The following is a 16057-nucleotide window of genomic DNA, read 5'->3' on the forward strand; positions in this document are numbered from 1 at the left end:
GGCGGCCTTCCTCGCGCGGTCCGAACGATTACGCGCCCTTGAGCCGCTGAGCCAGGTACAGGTAGAGCTTGTCGACGGGCACGCGCTCCTGTGCCATGGTGTCGCGGTCGCGAACCGTGACGGCGTGGTCTTCGAGCGAGTCGAAGTCCACCGTGACGCAGTATGGCGTGCCGACTTCGTCCTGGCGGCGGTAACGACGGCCGATCGCGCCGGCGTCGTCGAAGTCGATGTTCCAGGTCTCACGCAGCTCGGCGGCGATTTTCCTGGCGATCGGGGAGAGAGCTTCGTTGCGGCTGAGCGGCAGAACCGCCGCCTTCACCGGCGCCAGACGCGGGTCGAGTTTGAGCACTGTGCGCTTGTCTGTGCCGCCCTTTGCGTTCGGCACTTCCTCCTCGTGATAGGCGTCGACGAGGAACGCCATGAGCGAGCGGGTGAGTCCGGCCGCTGGTTCGATGACGTACGGAACCCAGCGCTCGTTCTTGCCCTGGTCGAAGAAGGAGAGGTCCTTGCCTGAGTGCTCGGCATGGGTCGTGAGGTCGAAGTCGGTGCGGTTCGCAACGCCCTCGAGTTCGCCCCAGTCTCCCCCGATGAAACCGAACTTGTACTCGATGTCGACGGTTCGCTTCGAGTAGTGCGAGAGCTTCTCCTGCGGGTGCTCGAACAAACGCAGGTTCTCCGGGTCGATGCCGAGGTCGGTGTACCAGCTGAACCGGTAGTCGATCCAGTACTGGTGCCACTCTTCGTCTGAACCGGGCTCGACGAAGAACTCAAGCTCCATCTGCTCGAACTCGCGGGTGCGGAAGATGAAGTTGCCCGGGGTGATCTCATTACGAAAGCTCTTGCCGATCTGGCCGACGCCGAACGGCGGTTTCATGCGGGCAGCCTGAAGCACGTTGGCGAAGTTCACAAAGATGCCCTGCGCGGTTTCGGGGCGCAGGTAATGCACTCCTGACTCGTCCTCAACCGGACCGAGATACGTCTTGAGCATCATGTTGAAGTCACGGGGAGGCGTCCACTCGCCACGGGTGCCGCAGTTCGGGCACGCGATCTCGAGCATCCCGGTCTCGGGGGCACGGCCCTTCTTCTCCTCGAACGCCTCGAGGAGGTGGTCCTCCCGGAACCGCTTGTGACAGCTGAGGCACTCGACGAGCGGGTCGGTGAAGACACCCACGTGACCGGATGCTTCCCACACCTTCTTCGGGAGGATGACGCTGGAATCGATGCCGACAACGTCATCGCGACGGGTGACCATGTGCTTCCACCACTGGCGCTTGATGTTCTCCTTGAGCTCCACTCCGAGCGGCCCGTAATCCCAGGCGGATCTCGAACCTCCGTAGATCTCACCGGCCTGGAAGACGAAGCCGCGGTGGCGGGCGAGGGCGATGACTGAGTCGAGACGGCTGGATGCGGCCACTGTGGCTCCTGATGCAAAAAGAGGCCCGTGCCGGCTGCACGGACGCCTGTCCAGCTTAGCCGCGCCTCTCAAGCCCGCTCGCCGGGGACCTACAGCCACCCTTCGGGAGGCAACCGTAGACTGACGGAATGTCCGTGCCGCACACCTCCGAGTTCCGGTCTCGCGAGCATGTCGCGGTCGTCACGGAGAGCGGCACCGGCGCCGGGCCGAGCTTCGTCCTCCTGCACGGAATCGGCATGGGGCGGCGCTATTGGGGCACCCTCACCGACACACTCGGGCAGCACGGGCGGGTGTACGCCCTCGACCTCCCCGGTTTCGGTGACGCTCCCGAACCGGAAACTCCCCTCGACATGCACCAGTCCGGCGACCTCATCGCTGAACTCGTGAAATACCGCCGGATCGCGGATCCGGTGCTCGTCGGCCATTCGATGGGAGCGCAGGTCGCTGTCGAGGCGGCCGCGCGGCATCCTGACCTTTTCGACCGCGTCGTCCTCATCAGCCCGACCGTCAATCCCGAAGAACGGGGCGCGCGGATCCAGGCGTTGCGGCTGGTGCAGGACCTGTGGGGCGCGCAACTGCGCGTGATCGGATTCGGCCTGGTCTACTACCTCAAGGCCGGGCCGCGCTGGTATTTCAAGACGCTGCGCACGATGATGGCCCACCGTGTCGAGGACACCATGCCACGGGTGCTGGCGGATACCCTCGTCGTTCGGGGCAGCGAGGACTTCCTGTGCCCGCGGGGCTGGGTGGACCGCATCGTCAGGATCATCCCCACGGCCCGTCTGGTTCAGGTACCAGGGACCGGTCACGAGGTGATGATGACGAACGGGAGAACGGTGGGAACCCTGATCGCCCACCACGCGAAGGGAAAACAGTGAGCACGCTGCTGCACAAACTCGGGGTGTGGGCCGTCGATTACATCGATGCCGGCGTCATGCACACCCGGTCGATGCTGACCTGGCGAGTCCCTCGGTCGTTCGGCGAGGGCGAGCCAGGCAAGCCGACCATCGTGCTTGTGCCCGGTGTGTACGAGCGGTGGAGCTTCCTGCGCCCGATCGCCGAACGTCTCAACGCGGCAGGCTACCCGGTCAGTGTCGTGCACGGGCTCGGCTACAACCGCCGGCCGATTGTCGAGACGTCCGAGCGTCTTGCTCGCGCACTGTCGCGGGTTTCAGCCAACCCTGCCGGCCGGCTGATCGTCGCGCACAGCAAGGGAGGGCTCGTCGGCAAGCACATGCTGGTGTCGTCCTCCGAAGAACTGCACCTTCTCGGCCTCGTCGCCGTCTGCACCCCGTTCGCCGGCTCCCGCTACGCCCGGTACGTGCTGGGCCAGACCCTGCGCGCGTTCATCCCGACGAATGAGACGATCGTGAGCCTGGGCAGCAACTGGAGCGTCAACTCGAGGATCGTGTCGATCTTCGGTGGTTTCGACCCGCACGTGCCAGACGGCAGCGTGCTCACCGGGGCCACGAACGTACAACTCCCGGTGAACGGGCACTTCCGCATCCTGCACCAGCCGGAAACCCTCCAGGCCGTCAGTGAGGCCGTCGACCTCCTGGTGCGCTCATCCGAAGCGTCCACCGTGCTGGCCGCTGCCGCCGGCGATGGCGCCAGCACCGGTGAGGCCACCCGCGAGCAAACGGCGTGATGGACCTTCCGGACATCTCCGTCGCAGCGGTCGCAGTCATCCGGGACCGTCGGATGCTCATGGTCACCGCTCGCAGTCGCGACGTGCTCTACCTCCCCGGCGGCAAGGTCGATCCGGGAGAGTCGCCGGCGGATGCCGCCGCGCGGGAAGCCCGCGAAGAGGTGGCGGTGGGCCTCGTGCCCGGCACCGTGCGCGAACTGTTCACCGTGGTGACGCAAGCGCACGGCGAACCCGACGGCCGGCGGGTGCGGATGGTGGTCTTCTCGGCCGAGACGGATGCAGAGCCTCGTCCGAGCGCCGAGGTCAGCGCTGTGCACTGGGTGACGACGGCCGACCTGAATCGTTGCCCGCCGGCCGGCTCGGAGGTGCTTCAGCGCCTCGCCGCGATGGGCCTCATCGACTGAGCAACTACTGGTCGAGCGCTTGAGACGCGGGCCAGATCTCGATACTCGGCCTCGCTGCGCTCGGTCGCTACTCCATTCCATCAACGATGCACCCCCCGGCGGTCGGGTAGGGCCCTCGAGTCGCGCGTTCAGCGACCGCCACGGCGTCTCGGTCGGCTGGGCCACCAGCGTCGCACCGGCGGCGGTGAGGGCATCCGTCGTGCCGGCGGCATCCGTCGTGCCTCGGGCGCTTGCGTTGCCGAACAGGGTCACGAATCGTGGAAAACTCCAGCCGTTCCTGGCAACGCTGCACCCAGTCCCGCCTTCTGTGGCAACGCACGACGGATGCCACGCCCGAGCTCAGTGAATGTACTCGACGAGATCCAGTCCGAGGGTGTGAAGGGCGTCGTAAACCGCGAGCCTCGTCGACAGGTCGGTGTCGGCGAAGGAGACGGCGACCGCATAGGCGACGCCCGCCCGTGGACCGCGCACCACCCCAGCATCTGCCCGGACCCCGGGGTCGACACCGGTCTTGTTGAACATCTGCATGCCGTGATCCCCTGAACGGTGCGACAGCGGATCCATCCCGAAGGCGGATGCCACCATCGAGAGGTCGGTGTTGAGCGACAGCCAGCCGGCCACCCGCTGGCTCGTCGCCTGGTCGACGATCTCCCCGCGAGCGAGAGCGGAGAACAGCCAGGCGATCTCCTTCATCGAACCGACAGACAGGTGCGGTGCGTCGTCCGGTCCGCGCTTGTCGCGGGCACGGTCAAGGAGGGCGGTGCGCTTGAGCCCGATCGACTCGGCCCGCCTGCTCACCGAATCAAGGCCGATCAGGCGCAGCAGCACGTTGGTCGCGAGGTTGTCGCTCGTTGCACCGATCAGCGCAGCGAGGTCAGCGACCGGCAGCGACGGCGCCTGGAGATGCTGCCAGATCCCGGAGTTCCCGACGGAATCGTTCGACTCCCTGTCAAGGATCGTGAGGGCCGCGAACTCGGTGTCGGACAACCTGGCGGCGACGTCGATCAGCAGCAGCACCTTGCCGATCGATGCGGTCGGCATGACCACGTAGTCGTCGACGCTCAACAGCTCGGCGCCCGTTGAGAGATCGGTGACGCGCGCGGAGACCAGCACGCCGTTCCGTGCGAGGAAGCCGAGGGCTTTCAGGCTTCTGGCGAACGTTTCAGCCGGCTCGGCCGACCGATGCCTGGCGCGTCGACGCTCCCGCTGCCGCGTGCGGCTGTACGGCTGGGGTGCAGCTGGGTGTTGCGTCGACGGTACCACTGGCAAAATCTCCGTAGAGTGACCGGTCCGCTGGATTCCCGGCGCCGCCCACAGATTGCTCTGGCCTGGCCGAAATACGGATGCCCGCGCCTGAAGCACGGACGATCGCCGTGGCCGTGTCTCCAAGTATCGCAGACTCACCAAGTCGGAGGAGGCGCTACCAGATGGTGACCCGCTGTGACGGGTCCAGCCAGAGGGCATCCGCCGGGGTGACGGCGAAGGTCTGATAGAACTCGTCGATGTTCCGCACGATCTGGTTGCAGCGGAACTCGTTTGGCGAGTGCGGGTCGATCGCGAGGAGCCGGATCACCTCGGCATCGCGGCCTTTCTGCTGCCAGGCTTGCGCCCAGGAGAGGAAGAACCGCTCACCGCCCGTGAGCCCGTCGATCACCGGCGGCTCCTGCCCTGCCAGCGAAATCAGGTACGCCTTCCATGCGATGGACAGACCACCGAGGTCGCCGATGTTCTCGCCGATGGTGAGCGCTCCGTTGACGTGGTGGTCAGGAACCTGGGCCGGTGCGAGGGCGTTGAACTGGGCGATCAGCGACGCGGTCCGCTTCTCGAACGCCTTGCGGTCTTTGGCGGTCCACCAGTCGGTGAGCTTCCCGGTGCCGTCGTACTTCGAGCCCTGGTCGTCGAAGCCGTGCCCGATCTCGTGCCCGATGACCGCTCCGATCGCACCGTAGTTCGCTGCGGCATCCCTGCCCTGCTCGAAGAAGGGAAACTGAAGAATCGCCGCGGGGAAGACGATTTCGTTGAAGCCGGGGTTGTAATAGGCGTTGATCGTCTGGGGAGTCATGAACCACTCCTCGCGATCGAGCGGCTTCCCGATCTTGCCGAGCTCGCGGCGGAACTCGAACAGGCTCGCTCGGCGAACGTTGCCGAGCAGGTCGGTCCTCTGCACGTCGAGGCTCGAGTAATCCCGCCACTTCGACGGGAACCCGATCTTGGGGGTGAACTGCTCGAGCTTCTCGAGCGCCCGCTTACGGGTGTCGTTGCCCATCCAGGTCAGCGTGCTGATCGACTGGCGGTAGGCCTCGACGAGGTTGGCGACGAGCACATCCATGGACGCCTTCGCCTCAGCCGGGAAGTGCCTGTCGACGTAGATCTTGCCGACGGCTTCGCCGAGCACGCTCTCGACGAGCGACACGCCCCGCTTCCACCGGTCGCGGATCTCCGGCGTCCCTGAAAGGGTGCGGCCGTAGAAGCCGAAATTGGATGCCACGAAGTCGCGCGAGAGATAGGGCGCGGCGCCGTGGACGACCTTCCAGGCGAGCCAGTCCTTCCACGCCGCGAGCTTCGACGGCACGAGAAGCGGAGCGAGCCCGGCGAAGAAGCTCGGCTGGCGGACGACGACCTCCTGAAACGCGCCCTCGGGTGCCCCGAGTGCCTGGAGCCAGGCGTCGATCAGCGTGCGGTCCTTGGAAGCGCCGGCGAACAGCCCTGCGGCTTCGTCCCAGGTGTGCAGGTTGTAGGTGGCTTCGCTGTCGCGGGAACGGACGTTGTCCCAGTGCACGGCGGCGATGGCTGTCTCGATGTCGAACACGTGCTGCGCGCGGACGACGGCGCTCCGGAATTGCGTCCCGCCTGGGAGCCCTTCGGCAACCAGCTCGAACATCTGCTCGATGTGCGAGACATAGGCGGTTCGGATTGAAGCGAACTTGTCGTCACGGTAGTAACTCTCATCGGGCAGCGAGATCCCGCCCTGCTCGAGGAGGACGAGATACCGCTCAGGGTTGCCCGGGTCGTTGTCGACGTAGAGCTGGAGGAACCCGCTCACCCCTGCCCGTTCCAGTTGGGCCGTCGTGCGCACGAGCTGCTCGATCGACCCGATGTTCTCGATCGCTGCGAGCTGCCCGGCGACAGGCGTCGCGCCGAGCGCCTCGACCAGGTCCTCGTCCATGAAGCTCGCGTAGAGGTCGCCGACCTTGCGCTGCTCGGGGTCCGCGTTCTCATCGTCTGGGGCATCCTGCGCCTCCAGGATGATCGCCTGCACCGCCTTCTCTGCCTCCTCTGCGAGCATGTGGAAGGAGCCCCATCGGGCCTTGTCGGCCGGGATCTCGGTGCGGGCGAGCCACTGGCCGTTGACGTGCCTGTAGAGGTCGTCCTGAGGCCGGACCGCTGGGTCGAGTTCGTCGAGGGAGATTCCGGAAGGAAGAGCCGCGTTCGTCATAGCTCCACCCTAGGAGACTGGCGATCGTTAAGGGCGGGTGATTTCCGAGCCGGGGACGGACCCGCGAGCGCAGCGACTCCGGGGTCGCGCCGACTCGACGTCGCGGCGGCGGGAGAGGACCGATGCCGCCAGGCCGACCACGATCGCGAGCGCGGCCATCAGGCGAGCTGATCAGGGTTCGGGCAGTCGATCACGACGCTGCGCAATTCTCCGATCATGGCAGCGAGACTACGTCCCTCCCGGGAGGAGGTGGAAGCCCCGATCCGCCGCGGGCGGGCCCAAGGGTCACTCCAGGGTTCTGGGAAGAACCCTTTCGGGCCGACCGGTGTCAGCGGGGGCGAGCTCGTCGTCGCCGGGGTCGGCAACGGGCCCGCGCGCGTTCACGTGGGCGAAGATCACCGCCGCGACCGAGGTTCCCACACAGATGATTGCCAGCGGATTGCACAGGGCGGTCGACATCTCGACGGCCCATGGCTCGCTCCCGTCGGCAAGGACCGACCGGAGTTCGGGCATCGCCTCGGGGACGGTGAGCCCGAAGAGCACGCCACTGATCCATGACATGACGAGAGGGACGACCGTCGAAGGACGGATGCGGTACCCGGCGCGGACCGCGCGTCGGATGCCGAGCCCAGCCAGAACGTGCAGCAGCACGATCAGCGGGCCGAGGGTCAAGGCGAAGACCGGAACGAGCACCCCGCTGACGCCGAAGAGGACGCGCCCAGCCACGATCCACGCGGCGAGGAGGATGCCGCCGAGGGTGACCACGAGTGCGAGCCCGCCACCGCGCGCCGAGCGTGCCGAACCGGCCGGTGTGCGCGCATCCGTTCCCTGGATTGAGTCGGTCATGGGTCCTCCTGTCTGCCGACTCCAGCCTCTCAGCAGGCGGATCGAATGCCAAAAGGCGTGGTGTCCTAGGCTCGAGCAGTGACTACCGTGAACCGCGACATCCTGCGTCTCGCGGTCCCGACCTTCGGTGCGCTCGTCGCCGAACCGCTGTTCCTTCTCGCCGACTCGGCCATGGTCGGCCACCTGGGCATCACCCCGCTCGCCGGACTCGGCATCGCCGGAGTGGTGATCCAGACGATCATCGGCCTCATGGTGTTCCTCGCCTACGCGACGACCCCGGCAGTCGCCCGGCGGCTGGGCGCTGGCGACGAACGCGGCGCGGTCTCCGTCGGGATCGACGGATTGTGGCTCGCCCTCGGCCTGGGCGCTCTGCTCGGAATCTCCGGCTGGTTCGCCACACCGCTCCTCGTGAGTCCGTTCGGGGCGTCGCCGGATGTCACGGAGCAGGCATCCGTCTACCTCTCGATGTCGATGGCTGGCCTGCCGGCGATGCTGCTCGTCTTCGCGGCGACCGGCCTGCTGCGCGGGCTGCAGGACACGCGCACACCGCTTCTCGTGGCGACGGCAGGCTTCGCCGCGAACATCGCCCTCAACTTCGTGCTCATCTACCTGCTCGACCTTGGCATCGCAGGGGCGGCCCTCGGCACGGTTCTGGCGCAGTGGGGCATGGCGGTGGCGTACCTCGCCGTGGTTGTGCATCACGCCCGCCGAACAGGCGCATCGGTTCGACCACACCGGGCCGGGATTTCGGGCTCGGCGTTCTCGGGCGGCTGGCTGTTCGTCCGCACGGTGAGCCTGCGCGTCGCGATCCTGCTGGCCAGCTTCGTCGCGACCGGCCTCGGCACGGCGGAGCTCGCCGGGTTCCAGATCGTGATGACTCTGTTCACCTTCACGGCGTTCGCGCTCGATGCCCTTGCGATCGCCGCACAGGCCCTCATCGGCAAGAGCCTCGGGGCCGCGGACACCACCCTCGTGCGCTCGATCCTGGCACGGTGCCTGCAGTGGGGAGTGGGCTCGGGTCTGATCCTCGGGCTGGTCGTGATCGCCACCTCAGGGATCGCCGGCCTGCTCTTCACGGGCGACCCGGACCTCGCCCTGCTGCTGATGCCGAGCCTTGTGATCCTCGGCATCAGCACCCCGCTGGCCGGGTTCGTGTTTGTGCTCGACGGCGTGCTGATCGGCGCCGGTGACGCCCGTTATCTCGCGCTCACCGGCATCCTGAACGTTGCTGTCTTCGTGCCGCTGGCCTTGTGGGTGCTCGCCGCCGCGCCCTCCGATGCCACCGGGCTCGCCCTGCTCACTGCCGCGTTCTCGATCGGGTACCTGGCCGCTCGCGCCGTGACGCTCGGGCTCCGGGCCCGCACGACGGCCTGGATGCGCACGGGCGCGTAACCGAGGAACACTCAACAGGCTTTTTGGCGCTGCGCACACGCCCGGCAACAGACATGGGCCGGTTCCAGCGGCTGCGCCCTGTGGAACGTCGACGGTGCTGGCAGACTCGGAGAATGGCCCCCCGAATCGTCGTCGCCCACGGCTACCGTGCCGCTCCCACGAAACACTGGTTCCCGTGGCTCGTCGAGCAGTTCGAGCCTGGCGTGGTGCGGGTGCCGGCGCTTCCGAACTCGAGGCACCCCCAGCCAGGGCCGTGGCTCGAAACCCTGCAGGATGCCGTTGGCGATGTGGACGACGACACCATCCTGATCGGGCACAGCCTGGGGTCGATCACGACGCTGCGGCTGCTCGCAGAATTGCCGCAGCCGTGGACGCTCAGGGGGCTCATCCTCGTGGCGGGTTTCACCCAGCCACTGCCGAACCTCCCCATGCTCGACCCGTTCACCGCCGCACCGCTGGATGTTCAGGCGATTCTCGATGGCGCCAGGCACAGGCACGTGTTCGGATCGGACAACGACACCACCGTCGCGCCCCCGATCACAGCGGCCATGGCACGCAGCCTGGAGGCCCCGCTGACCATCGTCCCGGGCGGCGGGCATTTCGTTGAGCGGCAGGGCTGCCGCTCTCTGCCGGAACTTCGGCCCATCCTCGACAGAATTCTCTCGGCAGCCGACTGACGGAGTGTTTCGGCCAGCAGCTCTATGGCGCTGCGTTTTTCGTTGCAGCGCCTCTTTGGATGTGATCCTCCCGCTTCGATCTGATGCTCAAGCCGCCAAAGCGTGCGGGACAGGACGACGTCGAATCCGCACTCGACAGCATGCTCACAGCACCGCGCTGAGAAAAAACTTCTGTACCAAGTGAGGTTAGGCATGCCATACTTAGGCAATGCTTACTACGACGGAAGCTCGCCCGCGGACGATCCCGAACTTCCGGCCATACGCGGTGTCGGTTGCCCGGGTAGACCGGCTCAGCCCCACCTTCGTGCGGGTGACGTTCGCCGGTGCTGAGCTCCGTCACTTCGGCACTCACGGCCTCGACCAGCGCATCAAGATCGTCCTGCCCCTGCCGGGTATCGGCATCACCCCGCTCGACGAGACCAACTGGTTCAGCGCCTGGCGCACTCTGCCGGACGAGCTCCGCAACCCGATCCGCACCTACACGGTTCGCGCCGTTCGCTCCGCGTGCAGCGAGATCGACGTCGACTTCGTGCTGCACGGCGACGCTGGCCCCGCCTCACGCTGGGTTCAGGGTGCACGCATCGGCGACGAGCTTTGCATCGTCGGCCCGGACTCCCGCGGCGAAGACCCGAGCGTCGGCATCGAGTGGAAGCCCGGCTCGGCGAAGCGCATTTTGATGGCGGGCGACGAAACGGCCACACCCGCCATCTGCTCGATCCTCGCCTCCCTGCCGCGCAGCGCGCAGGGCTGCGCCTTCCTCGAAGTTCCCTCCGAATCGGATGCCGTTGCCACGGGTGCTCCGGACGGCGTCCAGGTCACCTGGCTTCCGCGCGGCGATCAGGCACACGGCTCAGCTCTCGACCCCGCCGTCCGCGCCTGGACCCACGACTTCATCACCGACGCCCATCGCGGTCCGGATGTCTCGGACGTCGACATCGACCAGGGAATCCTCTGGGAGGTCCCCGAGCCGTCGAGCCGCGGCGGTGAGCTCTACGCCTGGCTCGCTGGCGAAGCCAGTGTGATCAAGACTCTCCGCCGCTTCCTCGTCTCCGAGACCCGACTCGACCGCCACCAGGTCGCCTTCATGGGCTACTGGCGCGCCGGCCGCGCCGAGAACTAGGCATCCCAACCCCGTTCGCGAGCGAGCGCGACACCTTCCGACCTCCCCCACCCGCCCGCACAGCCGCGCCCGCGGCATCCGCTGCATCAACCGAAGGGATCCCCCCGATGCACACTGCCCCCTCCTTCCGACGCGGCGCCACTCTGCTGACCGTCGTGACGGCGAGCGCCCTCCTGCTCTCCGGCTGTGGCTCCTCCGCGACGAGTGAAACGGATGCCGCCGCCAGCGACAGTGCCGCCTTCCCCGTGACGATCGAGAGCGCACTCGGCGACGCCGTCATCCCGAGCGAACCGAAAAGCGTCGTGACGATCGGCTGGGGCTCCGCCGACACCGCGATCGCCCTCGGCACCACACCGGTCGGCGTCGAAGCAGCAACATGGGGAGGCGACGAGGACCAGTACTTCCCGTGGGTCCGGGACGCGATCGTGGCGAAGGGCGACGAGCTTCCCGCGACGTTCGACGTGTACCCGGAGATCGACGTCGAGGCTGTGCTCGAGCTCGCGCCCGACCTGATCCTCGCGCCGCAGTCCGGCATCTCGGAGGACGAGTTCACGACCCTCAGCGAGATCGCCCCCGTCGTCGCGTACCCCGACACCGCGTGGCGCACCACCTGGGATGAGCAGATCGAGATCATCGGCACCGCGCTCGGCAAGAGCGACGAGGCAGCCGAGCTCATCGCCGGCATCGAGGAGGACATCGCCGCCGCCGCCGCGGAGCACCCCGAGTTCACCGATGTGAGCTTCGCCTACGTCTACGCCGCGGAGCCCGGCGCCCTCGCGCTCTACCAGGCCGGCGACCCGCGCGTCGACCTCATCTCGGGTCTCGGCCTGACGATGGATGAGACCGTCGCAGATGTGCCGCTCACCGATGGCAGCTTCAGCTCGACCGTCGGACTCGAACGCGCCGACCTGCTCGACGACGTCGACGTGCTGTTCACCTGGTTCAACGACGAGGAGAACCAGAAGCTCATCGAGGCGCAGCCGTTGTTCGCGCAGATCCCGGCAGTCGAGCGTGGTTCCTACGTGCCGAGCGTCGACAATCAGCTCGGCATGGCGTCGAGCATGATCACGCCGCTCAGCGTGCCGTGGGCTCTCGACAAGTACATTCCGTTCATCGAGGATGCCGTCACCAAGGTCGCGAAATAGAGTCGCGCGAACAACGCCGCGGATGACCGCAACGGTTGCGCTGACGAGCGCCGGGCTCGCCCCCGGCGCTCGTCGGCGTACACCGCAACTGTTGATCGGGTTCGTCGTCACGACCCTGGCCCTCGTCGTTCTCGCGCTGCTCAGCCTCGCGGTCGGCAACAAGTACATTCCGCTGCCCGAGGTCTGGAGTGCGCTGTCCGCGCCGGGGAACAGCTACGCGGACACGGTGATTGCCAGCCGGGTTCCCCGCACCCTGCTCGGGCTGCTCGTCGGTGCCGCGCTTGCCGTCGCCGGCGGCGTCATGCAGGGGCTCACCCGCAACCCTCTCGCCGACCCTGGGCTCTTCGGGGTCAACACCGGTGCCGCCGCGGCGATCGTCACTGCGACCGCACTCGGGGTAAGCGGTGCGACGAGCGTGTGGGTCGCCCTGCCAGGAGCGTTCCTCGCGGTGATCATGGTCTACCTTCTCGGCTCGGGTCGCGGCAGGGCCACTTCGGTGCGGCTCGTCCTCGCCGGAGTGGTCGTCTCCTCGGTGCTCGCCGCGTACATCCAGGCCGTGTCGCTCAGCCTCCCGACCGTGTTCGACGCCTACCGGTTCTGGGTGATCGGTTCCCTTGCCGGGCGCGACCCGCGACTGATCCTCGACATCCTCCCGTTCATCGCGGTCGGGCTCCTGCTCGCCCTCGCTCTCTCCGGCTCGCTCAACGCCCTCGCCCTTGGAGACGACACCGCCAGGGCGCTCGGCGCCCACGTCGGCCGCACCCGCATCCTCGGCGCCGTCGCCACGACCCTGCTCTGTGCTGCGGCCACCGCGGCGGTCGGCCCGATCTCGTTCGTTGGGCTCGCCGTGCCGCACATCGTCCGCAGCGTGACCGGGGCTGACCACCGCTGGCTGCTCCCGTACTGCCTCGTCGCCGGCCCAGCGCTGCTGCTCGCGGCGGACATCCTGGGCCGTGTCATCGTCAGTCCGGCCGAACTCATGGTCGGGGTGATCACCGCCTTCGTCGGCGGACCGATCCTCCTGCTCGCCGTCCGCCGGCTGAAGGCCGCCGCGTGACCGGCGCGGCGTCGACCGACGCTCCGGCTCGCCCGCATCCGTCCACCCTGCGGATCGGCGTCTGGTTGAGCATGCCGGTACGCCCGCGTTCCCTCCTGATCGGCGGCATCCTGGTCGTCGCGCTGATCGTCACCGGTGTGCTGACGCTCACCCTCGGCACACTCGGGATCGCTCTCGGCGACATCGTGCCGACGCTGCGTGGCGAAAGGCAGGGTCGCGACGAAATCGTGCTCACCGCGTTCCGCGGGCCGCGACTCGTCGTCGGCCTCGCCGCCGGGGCCGCCCTCGCCGTCTCCGGCGCACTGTTCCAGACCGTCACCCGCAACCCGCTCGGCAGTCCAGACGTCATCGGCCTCACCTCAGGCGCCTCCGCTGGCGCCGCTGCCTTCGGGCTGCTGTGGCCTGGGCTCCTTCCGCTGCCGGTCGGAGCGCTGCTCGGCGCGTTCCTGGCGATGGCGCTCGTCTTCTTCGGCACCGGCACCGGCTTCTCTTCGCCGTCGCGGATCCTCCTCATCGGCATCGGCGTTTCCGCGATGTCGCTCGCATTCGTGCAGTGGGTGCTCGTGCGCGCGGGGCGCGAGCAGGCGACGGTGCTCGCCACCTACCTCAACGGCAGCCTCGCGGCACGGGACTGGAATCACGCGACGACCATCTGGGCGGCGATCGTCATCCTGATTCCGTGCGCACTGCTACTCAGCCGGCGGCTGCAGCTGATCGAGATGGGCGACGAGCAGGCGGATGCCCTCGGGGCGCGCAGCAGCGCCGCCCGGGCGTTGTCGATTTCGGTGGCGATCGGACTCGCCACGGCGGCGGTGAGCGTCGCCGGACCGATCGCATTCATCGCACTCGTTGCACCGCAGATCGCGCGGCGGCTCAGCCGGAGCGCCGGGCCGAACATCCTCGCGAGTGCGCTCATGGGAGCGTTTCTCCTGAGCCTGGCCGACCTGCTCACCCAGCAGCTACCGCTCGATGTGACTCTGCCGGTCGGGGTGCTCACCGCGATTCTCGGCGGGATCTACCTCGGCGTCCTGCTGTTCGCCCAGTGGAAGAAGGGGACTCTCTGATGGCTCGAGCGAACAACCGAACCGGCCGGATGCCATCCGGCCATTCCGCGGGCGGGAGCCGCCTCGCCGCCCGAGACCTGCGCCTCGCATATGACAAGCGCGTCGTCGTAGACGGCCTGTCGATCGACGTGCCCGACGGCGGATTCACGATCGTGGTCGGACCGAACGCTTGCGGCAAATCGACCCTGCTCAAAGCCCTGAGCCGCACCCTGAAGCCTGCGTCAGGGCAGGTCCTCCTCGACGGCGAACCGATCGACTCGTATCGCAGCAAAGCGGTCGCCAGGCAACTGGCGATGCTTCCGCAGAGTCCTATCGCGCCAGAGGCCATCACGGTGCGTGACCTCGTCGGGCGGGGGCGGTACCCGCACCAGCACCTCCTCCAGCAGTGGTCGCACGAGGACGAGCTCGCCGTTGCGGATGCCCTCTCCTCGACCGGATGCGCCGACCTGTCCGAACGGTACGTCGCCGAACTCTCCGGAGGTCAGAGACAGCGCGTCTGGATCGCGATGATCCTTGCGCAGCAGACCGACCTCCTGCTGCTCGATGAGCCGACGACCTTCCTCGACATCGCCCACCAGTACGAGGTGCTCGAGTTGTGCGCTCGGCTGCACTCCGATGGGCGTACTCTCGTGGCCGTCCTGCACGATCTCAACCAGGCCGCCCGCTACGCCTCGAACCTCGTCGTGATGAAGGAGGGCCGCATCGTGGCATCCGGGTTGCCGGGCGACATCCTCACCGCCGATCTCGTCGAAAGCGTCTTCGGGCTGCCATGCGTGATCATCCCCGACCCGGTGACCGGCACACCGATGGTCGTGCCGCGGGCGGCGCCGCACCCGTAACCGCTCGAGCCGCGGAGAACGTTCGCGCGGCTGAATTGGCTCCAAGCGCGTGGAACGGAACCCGCGCCGAGCCGGAATACCCGCGCGACGCACCGCACAGCACCGTCAGCGAGGTGCGCACCGGGCGGAGATGTCGACGGCATAACGGAATCCGCGCCGCGAATCAAGCGGATGCCGCTGACCGGCTGCCCCTGACAGCATCGAAAACACACCGGTACCGGTGGATATTCGAGTGATCGACAAACAGGAGGACCAGCGCATGGCTGCAGACCAGTACACATTCGAAGACCCGACCAGGAAATACGCCGACATCGACACGACGGCGCAGTATCAGGAAGGATCCGGGCTTGACTCCGCACTGATCGAGAAAGCGGACAGGGGTGAGAAGTCCTACCGTGGCACCGGTCGACTTGAGGGACGCAAAGCTCTGGTCACCGGCGCCGATTCCGGGATCGGCGCGGCCGTGGCGATCGCGTTCGCGCGTGAGGGCGCCGACGTGGCGATCTCGTACCTGCCAGAGGAGGAAGAGGACGCGCAGGAGATTGTGGCGCTGATCGAGGAGGCCGGCCGCAAGGCGCTCGCGCTCCCCGGCGATCTCACCGATGTGAACTACGCGAAGGACATCGTGGAGCGCACCGCGGCTGCATTCGGCGGGCTCGACATCCTCGTGAACAACGCCGGCAAGCAGCAATACGTCGAAGATCTGGCCGATCTCAGCGACGAGCAGTTCGACGAGACATTCAAGACCAACGTCTATGCGATGTTCTGGACGACGAAGGCGGCCCTGCCGCACCTCAAGCCCGGGTCAACCATCATCAACACCTCGTCGATTCAGGCATACTCGCCGTCGGAGCACCTCGTCGACTACGCGACGACGAAGGCCTCGATCAACGCATTCTCCAAGGCACTTGCGCAGCAGCTCGCACCGAAGGGGATACGGGTCAACGTCGTCGCACCTGGCCCGATTTGGACCCCACTTCAGACGGCGGGCGGCCAGCCGCCCGAGGCCCTGCCG

General features: G+C 67.3%; 15 protein-coding genes. 11 read left to right on the forward strand and 4 right to left on the reverse strand.

Translation table 11 applies throughout. From position 1 onward, the window contains the following. Positions 1–28: 28 nt before the first annotated feature. A complete protein-coding gene (locus JWP90_RS06145) occupies positions 29–1414 on the reverse strand; it encodes a glycine--tRNA ligase (RefSeq protein WP_297361145.1) in 1386 nt (461 codons plus the stop codon). A 128-nt stretch (positions 1415–1542) separates the two neighbouring features. On the opposite strand from JWP90_RS06145, the gene JWP90_RS06150 reads away from it, so the two are divergent. The 3 genes from JWP90_RS06150 to JWP90_RS06160 are packed head-to-tail and all read left to right on the forward strand — an operon-like array spanning position 1543 to position 3466. Further along, complete coding sequence (locus JWP90_RS06150; RefSeq protein ID WP_297361148.1) at positions 1543–2292, forward strand: alpha/beta fold hydrolase; 750 nt, start codon at positions 1543–1545, stop codon at positions 2290–2292. Continuing rightward, a complete protein-coding gene (locus JWP90_RS06155; RefSeq protein WP_297361151.1) occupies positions 2289–3062 on the forward strand; it encodes a hypothetical protein in 774 nt (257 codons plus the stop codon). Before JWP90_RS06150 ends, JWP90_RS06155 begins: the two co-directional genes overlap by 4 nt. Then, the gene (locus JWP90_RS06160; RefSeq protein WP_297361185.1) at positions 3062–3466 is read left to right on the forward strand and encodes an NUDIX domain-containing protein; all 405 of its coding nucleotides are present in this window, start codon (positions 3062–3064) and stop codon (positions 3464–3466) included. The genes JWP90_RS06155 and JWP90_RS06160 overlap by 1 nt, the downstream gene beginning before the upstream one ends. A gap of 339 nt (positions 3467–3805) precedes the next feature. Here JWP90_RS06160 and JWP90_RS06165 read toward each other — a convergent pair whose 3' ends face one another. The 3 genes from JWP90_RS06165 to JWP90_RS06175 form a co-directional block, all read right to left on the reverse strand. Beyond that, on the reverse strand, positions 3806–4729 hold the full coding sequence (locus tag JWP90_RS06165; protein ID WP_367182679.1) for a serine hydrolase: 924 nt from the start codon (positions 4727–4729) through the stop codon (positions 3806–3808). 157 nt (positions 4730–4886) lie between these two features. Then, positions 4887–6902 carry a M13-type metalloendopeptidase gene (locus JWP90_RS06170; protein WP_297361154.1) on the reverse strand — a complete coding sequence of 672 codons (2016 nt, stop codon included), beginning with the start codon at positions 6900–6902 and terminating at the stop codon, positions 4887–4889. 285 nt (positions 6903–7187) lie between these two features. Further along, positions 7188–7748 (reverse strand): hypothetical protein, encoded by a 561-nt coding sequence (locus JWP90_RS06175; RefSeq protein ID WP_297361156.1) that lies wholly within the window; start codon positions 7746–7748, stop codon positions 7188–7190. Between the two features lie 78 nt (positions 7749–7826). On the opposite strand from JWP90_RS06175, the gene JWP90_RS06180 reads away from it, so the two are divergent. The 8 genes from JWP90_RS06180 to JWP90_RS06215 all read left to right on the forward strand — a co-directional run. Next, positions 7827–9140: an MATE family efflux transporter gene (locus tag JWP90_RS06180; protein WP_297361158.1), complete on the forward strand. Its 1314-nt coding sequence runs from the start codon at positions 7827–7829 to the stop codon at positions 9138–9140. Between the two features lie 113 nt (positions 9141–9253). Beyond that, positions 9254–9817, forward strand: coding sequence for an alpha/beta fold hydrolase (locus JWP90_RS06185; RefSeq protein ID WP_297361160.1), 564 nt, complete (start codon positions 9254–9256; stop codon positions 9815–9817). Between the two features lie 208 nt (positions 9818–10025). Beyond that, positions 10026–10937 carry a siderophore-interacting protein gene (locus JWP90_RS06190; RefSeq protein WP_297361162.1) on the forward strand — a complete coding sequence of 304 codons (912 nt, stop codon included), beginning with the start codon at positions 10026–10028 and terminating at the stop codon, positions 10935–10937. 107 nt (positions 10938–11044) lie between these two features. Further along, positions 11045–12082 carry an iron-siderophore ABC transporter substrate-binding protein gene (locus tag JWP90_RS06195; RefSeq protein ID WP_297361166.1) on the forward strand — a complete coding sequence of 346 codons (1038 nt, stop codon included), beginning with the start codon at positions 11045–11047 and terminating at the stop codon, positions 12080–12082. A gap of 22 nt (positions 12083–12104) precedes the next feature. Continuing rightward, entirely contained in the window at positions 12105–13139 is a 1035-nt protein-coding gene (locus tag JWP90_RS06200; protein ID WP_297361168.1) for an iron ABC transporter permease, read from the forward strand. Then, the gene (locus JWP90_RS06205) at positions 13136–14203 is read left to right on the forward strand and encodes an iron chelate uptake ABC transporter family permease subunit (protein ID WP_297361172.1); all 1068 of its coding nucleotides are present in this window, start codon (positions 13136–13138) and stop codon (positions 14201–14203) included. The genes JWP90_RS06200 and JWP90_RS06205 overlap by 4 nt, the downstream gene beginning before the upstream one ends. Further along, entirely contained in the window at positions 14203–15042 is an 840-nt protein-coding gene (locus JWP90_RS06210; protein WP_297361175.1) for an ABC transporter ATP-binding protein, read from the forward strand. The genes JWP90_RS06205 and JWP90_RS06210 overlap by 1 nt, the downstream gene beginning before the upstream one ends. 259 nt (positions 15043–15301) lie before the next feature. Continuing rightward, the coding region (locus JWP90_RS06215) for an SDR family NAD(P)-dependent oxidoreductase (protein WP_297361190.1) at positions 15302–16057 on the forward strand (756 nt) is incomplete at its 3' end.

The sequence above is a fragment of the Mycetocola sp. genome (assembly GCF_025464835.1).
GTDB lineage: Bacteria > Actinomycetota > Actinomycetes > Actinomycetales > Microbacteriaceae > Mycetocola_A.

Coding starts and splice junctions, on each gene's coding strand:
- JWP90_RS06195 (WP_297361166.1), top strand. CDS start 11,045: ATGCACACTGCCCCCTCCTTCCGACGCGGCGCCACTCTGCTGACCGTC.
- JWP90_RS06170 (WP_297361154.1), bottom strand. CDS start 6,902: ATGACGAACGCGGCTCTTCCTTCCGGAATCTCCCTCGACGAACTCGAC.
- JWP90_RS06200 (WP_297361168.1), top strand. CDS start 12,105: ATGACCGCAACGGTTGCGCTGACGAGCGCCGGGCTCGCCCCCGGCGCT.
- JWP90_RS06175 (WP_297361156.1), bottom strand. CDS start 7,748: ATGACCGACTCAATCCAGGGAACGGATGCGCGCACACCGGCCGGTTCG.
- JWP90_RS06160 (WP_297361185.1), top strand. CDS start 3,062: ATGGACCTTCCGGACATCTCCGTCGCAGCGGTCGCAGTCATCCGGGAC.
- JWP90_RS06150 (WP_297361148.1), top strand. CDS start 1,543: ATGTCCGTGCCGCACACCTCCGAGTTCCGGTCTCGCGAGCATGTCGCG.
- JWP90_RS06190 (WP_297361162.1), top strand. CDS start 10,026: ATGCTTACTACGACGGAAGCTCGCCCGCGGACGATCCCGAACTTCCGG.
- JWP90_RS06210 (WP_297361175.1), top strand. CDS start 14,203: ATGGCTCGAGCGAACAACCGAACCGGCCGGATGCCATCCGGCCATTCC.
- JWP90_RS06185 (WP_297361160.1), top strand. CDS start 9,254: ATGGCCCCCCGAATCGTCGTCGCCCACGGCTACCGTGCCGCTCCCACG.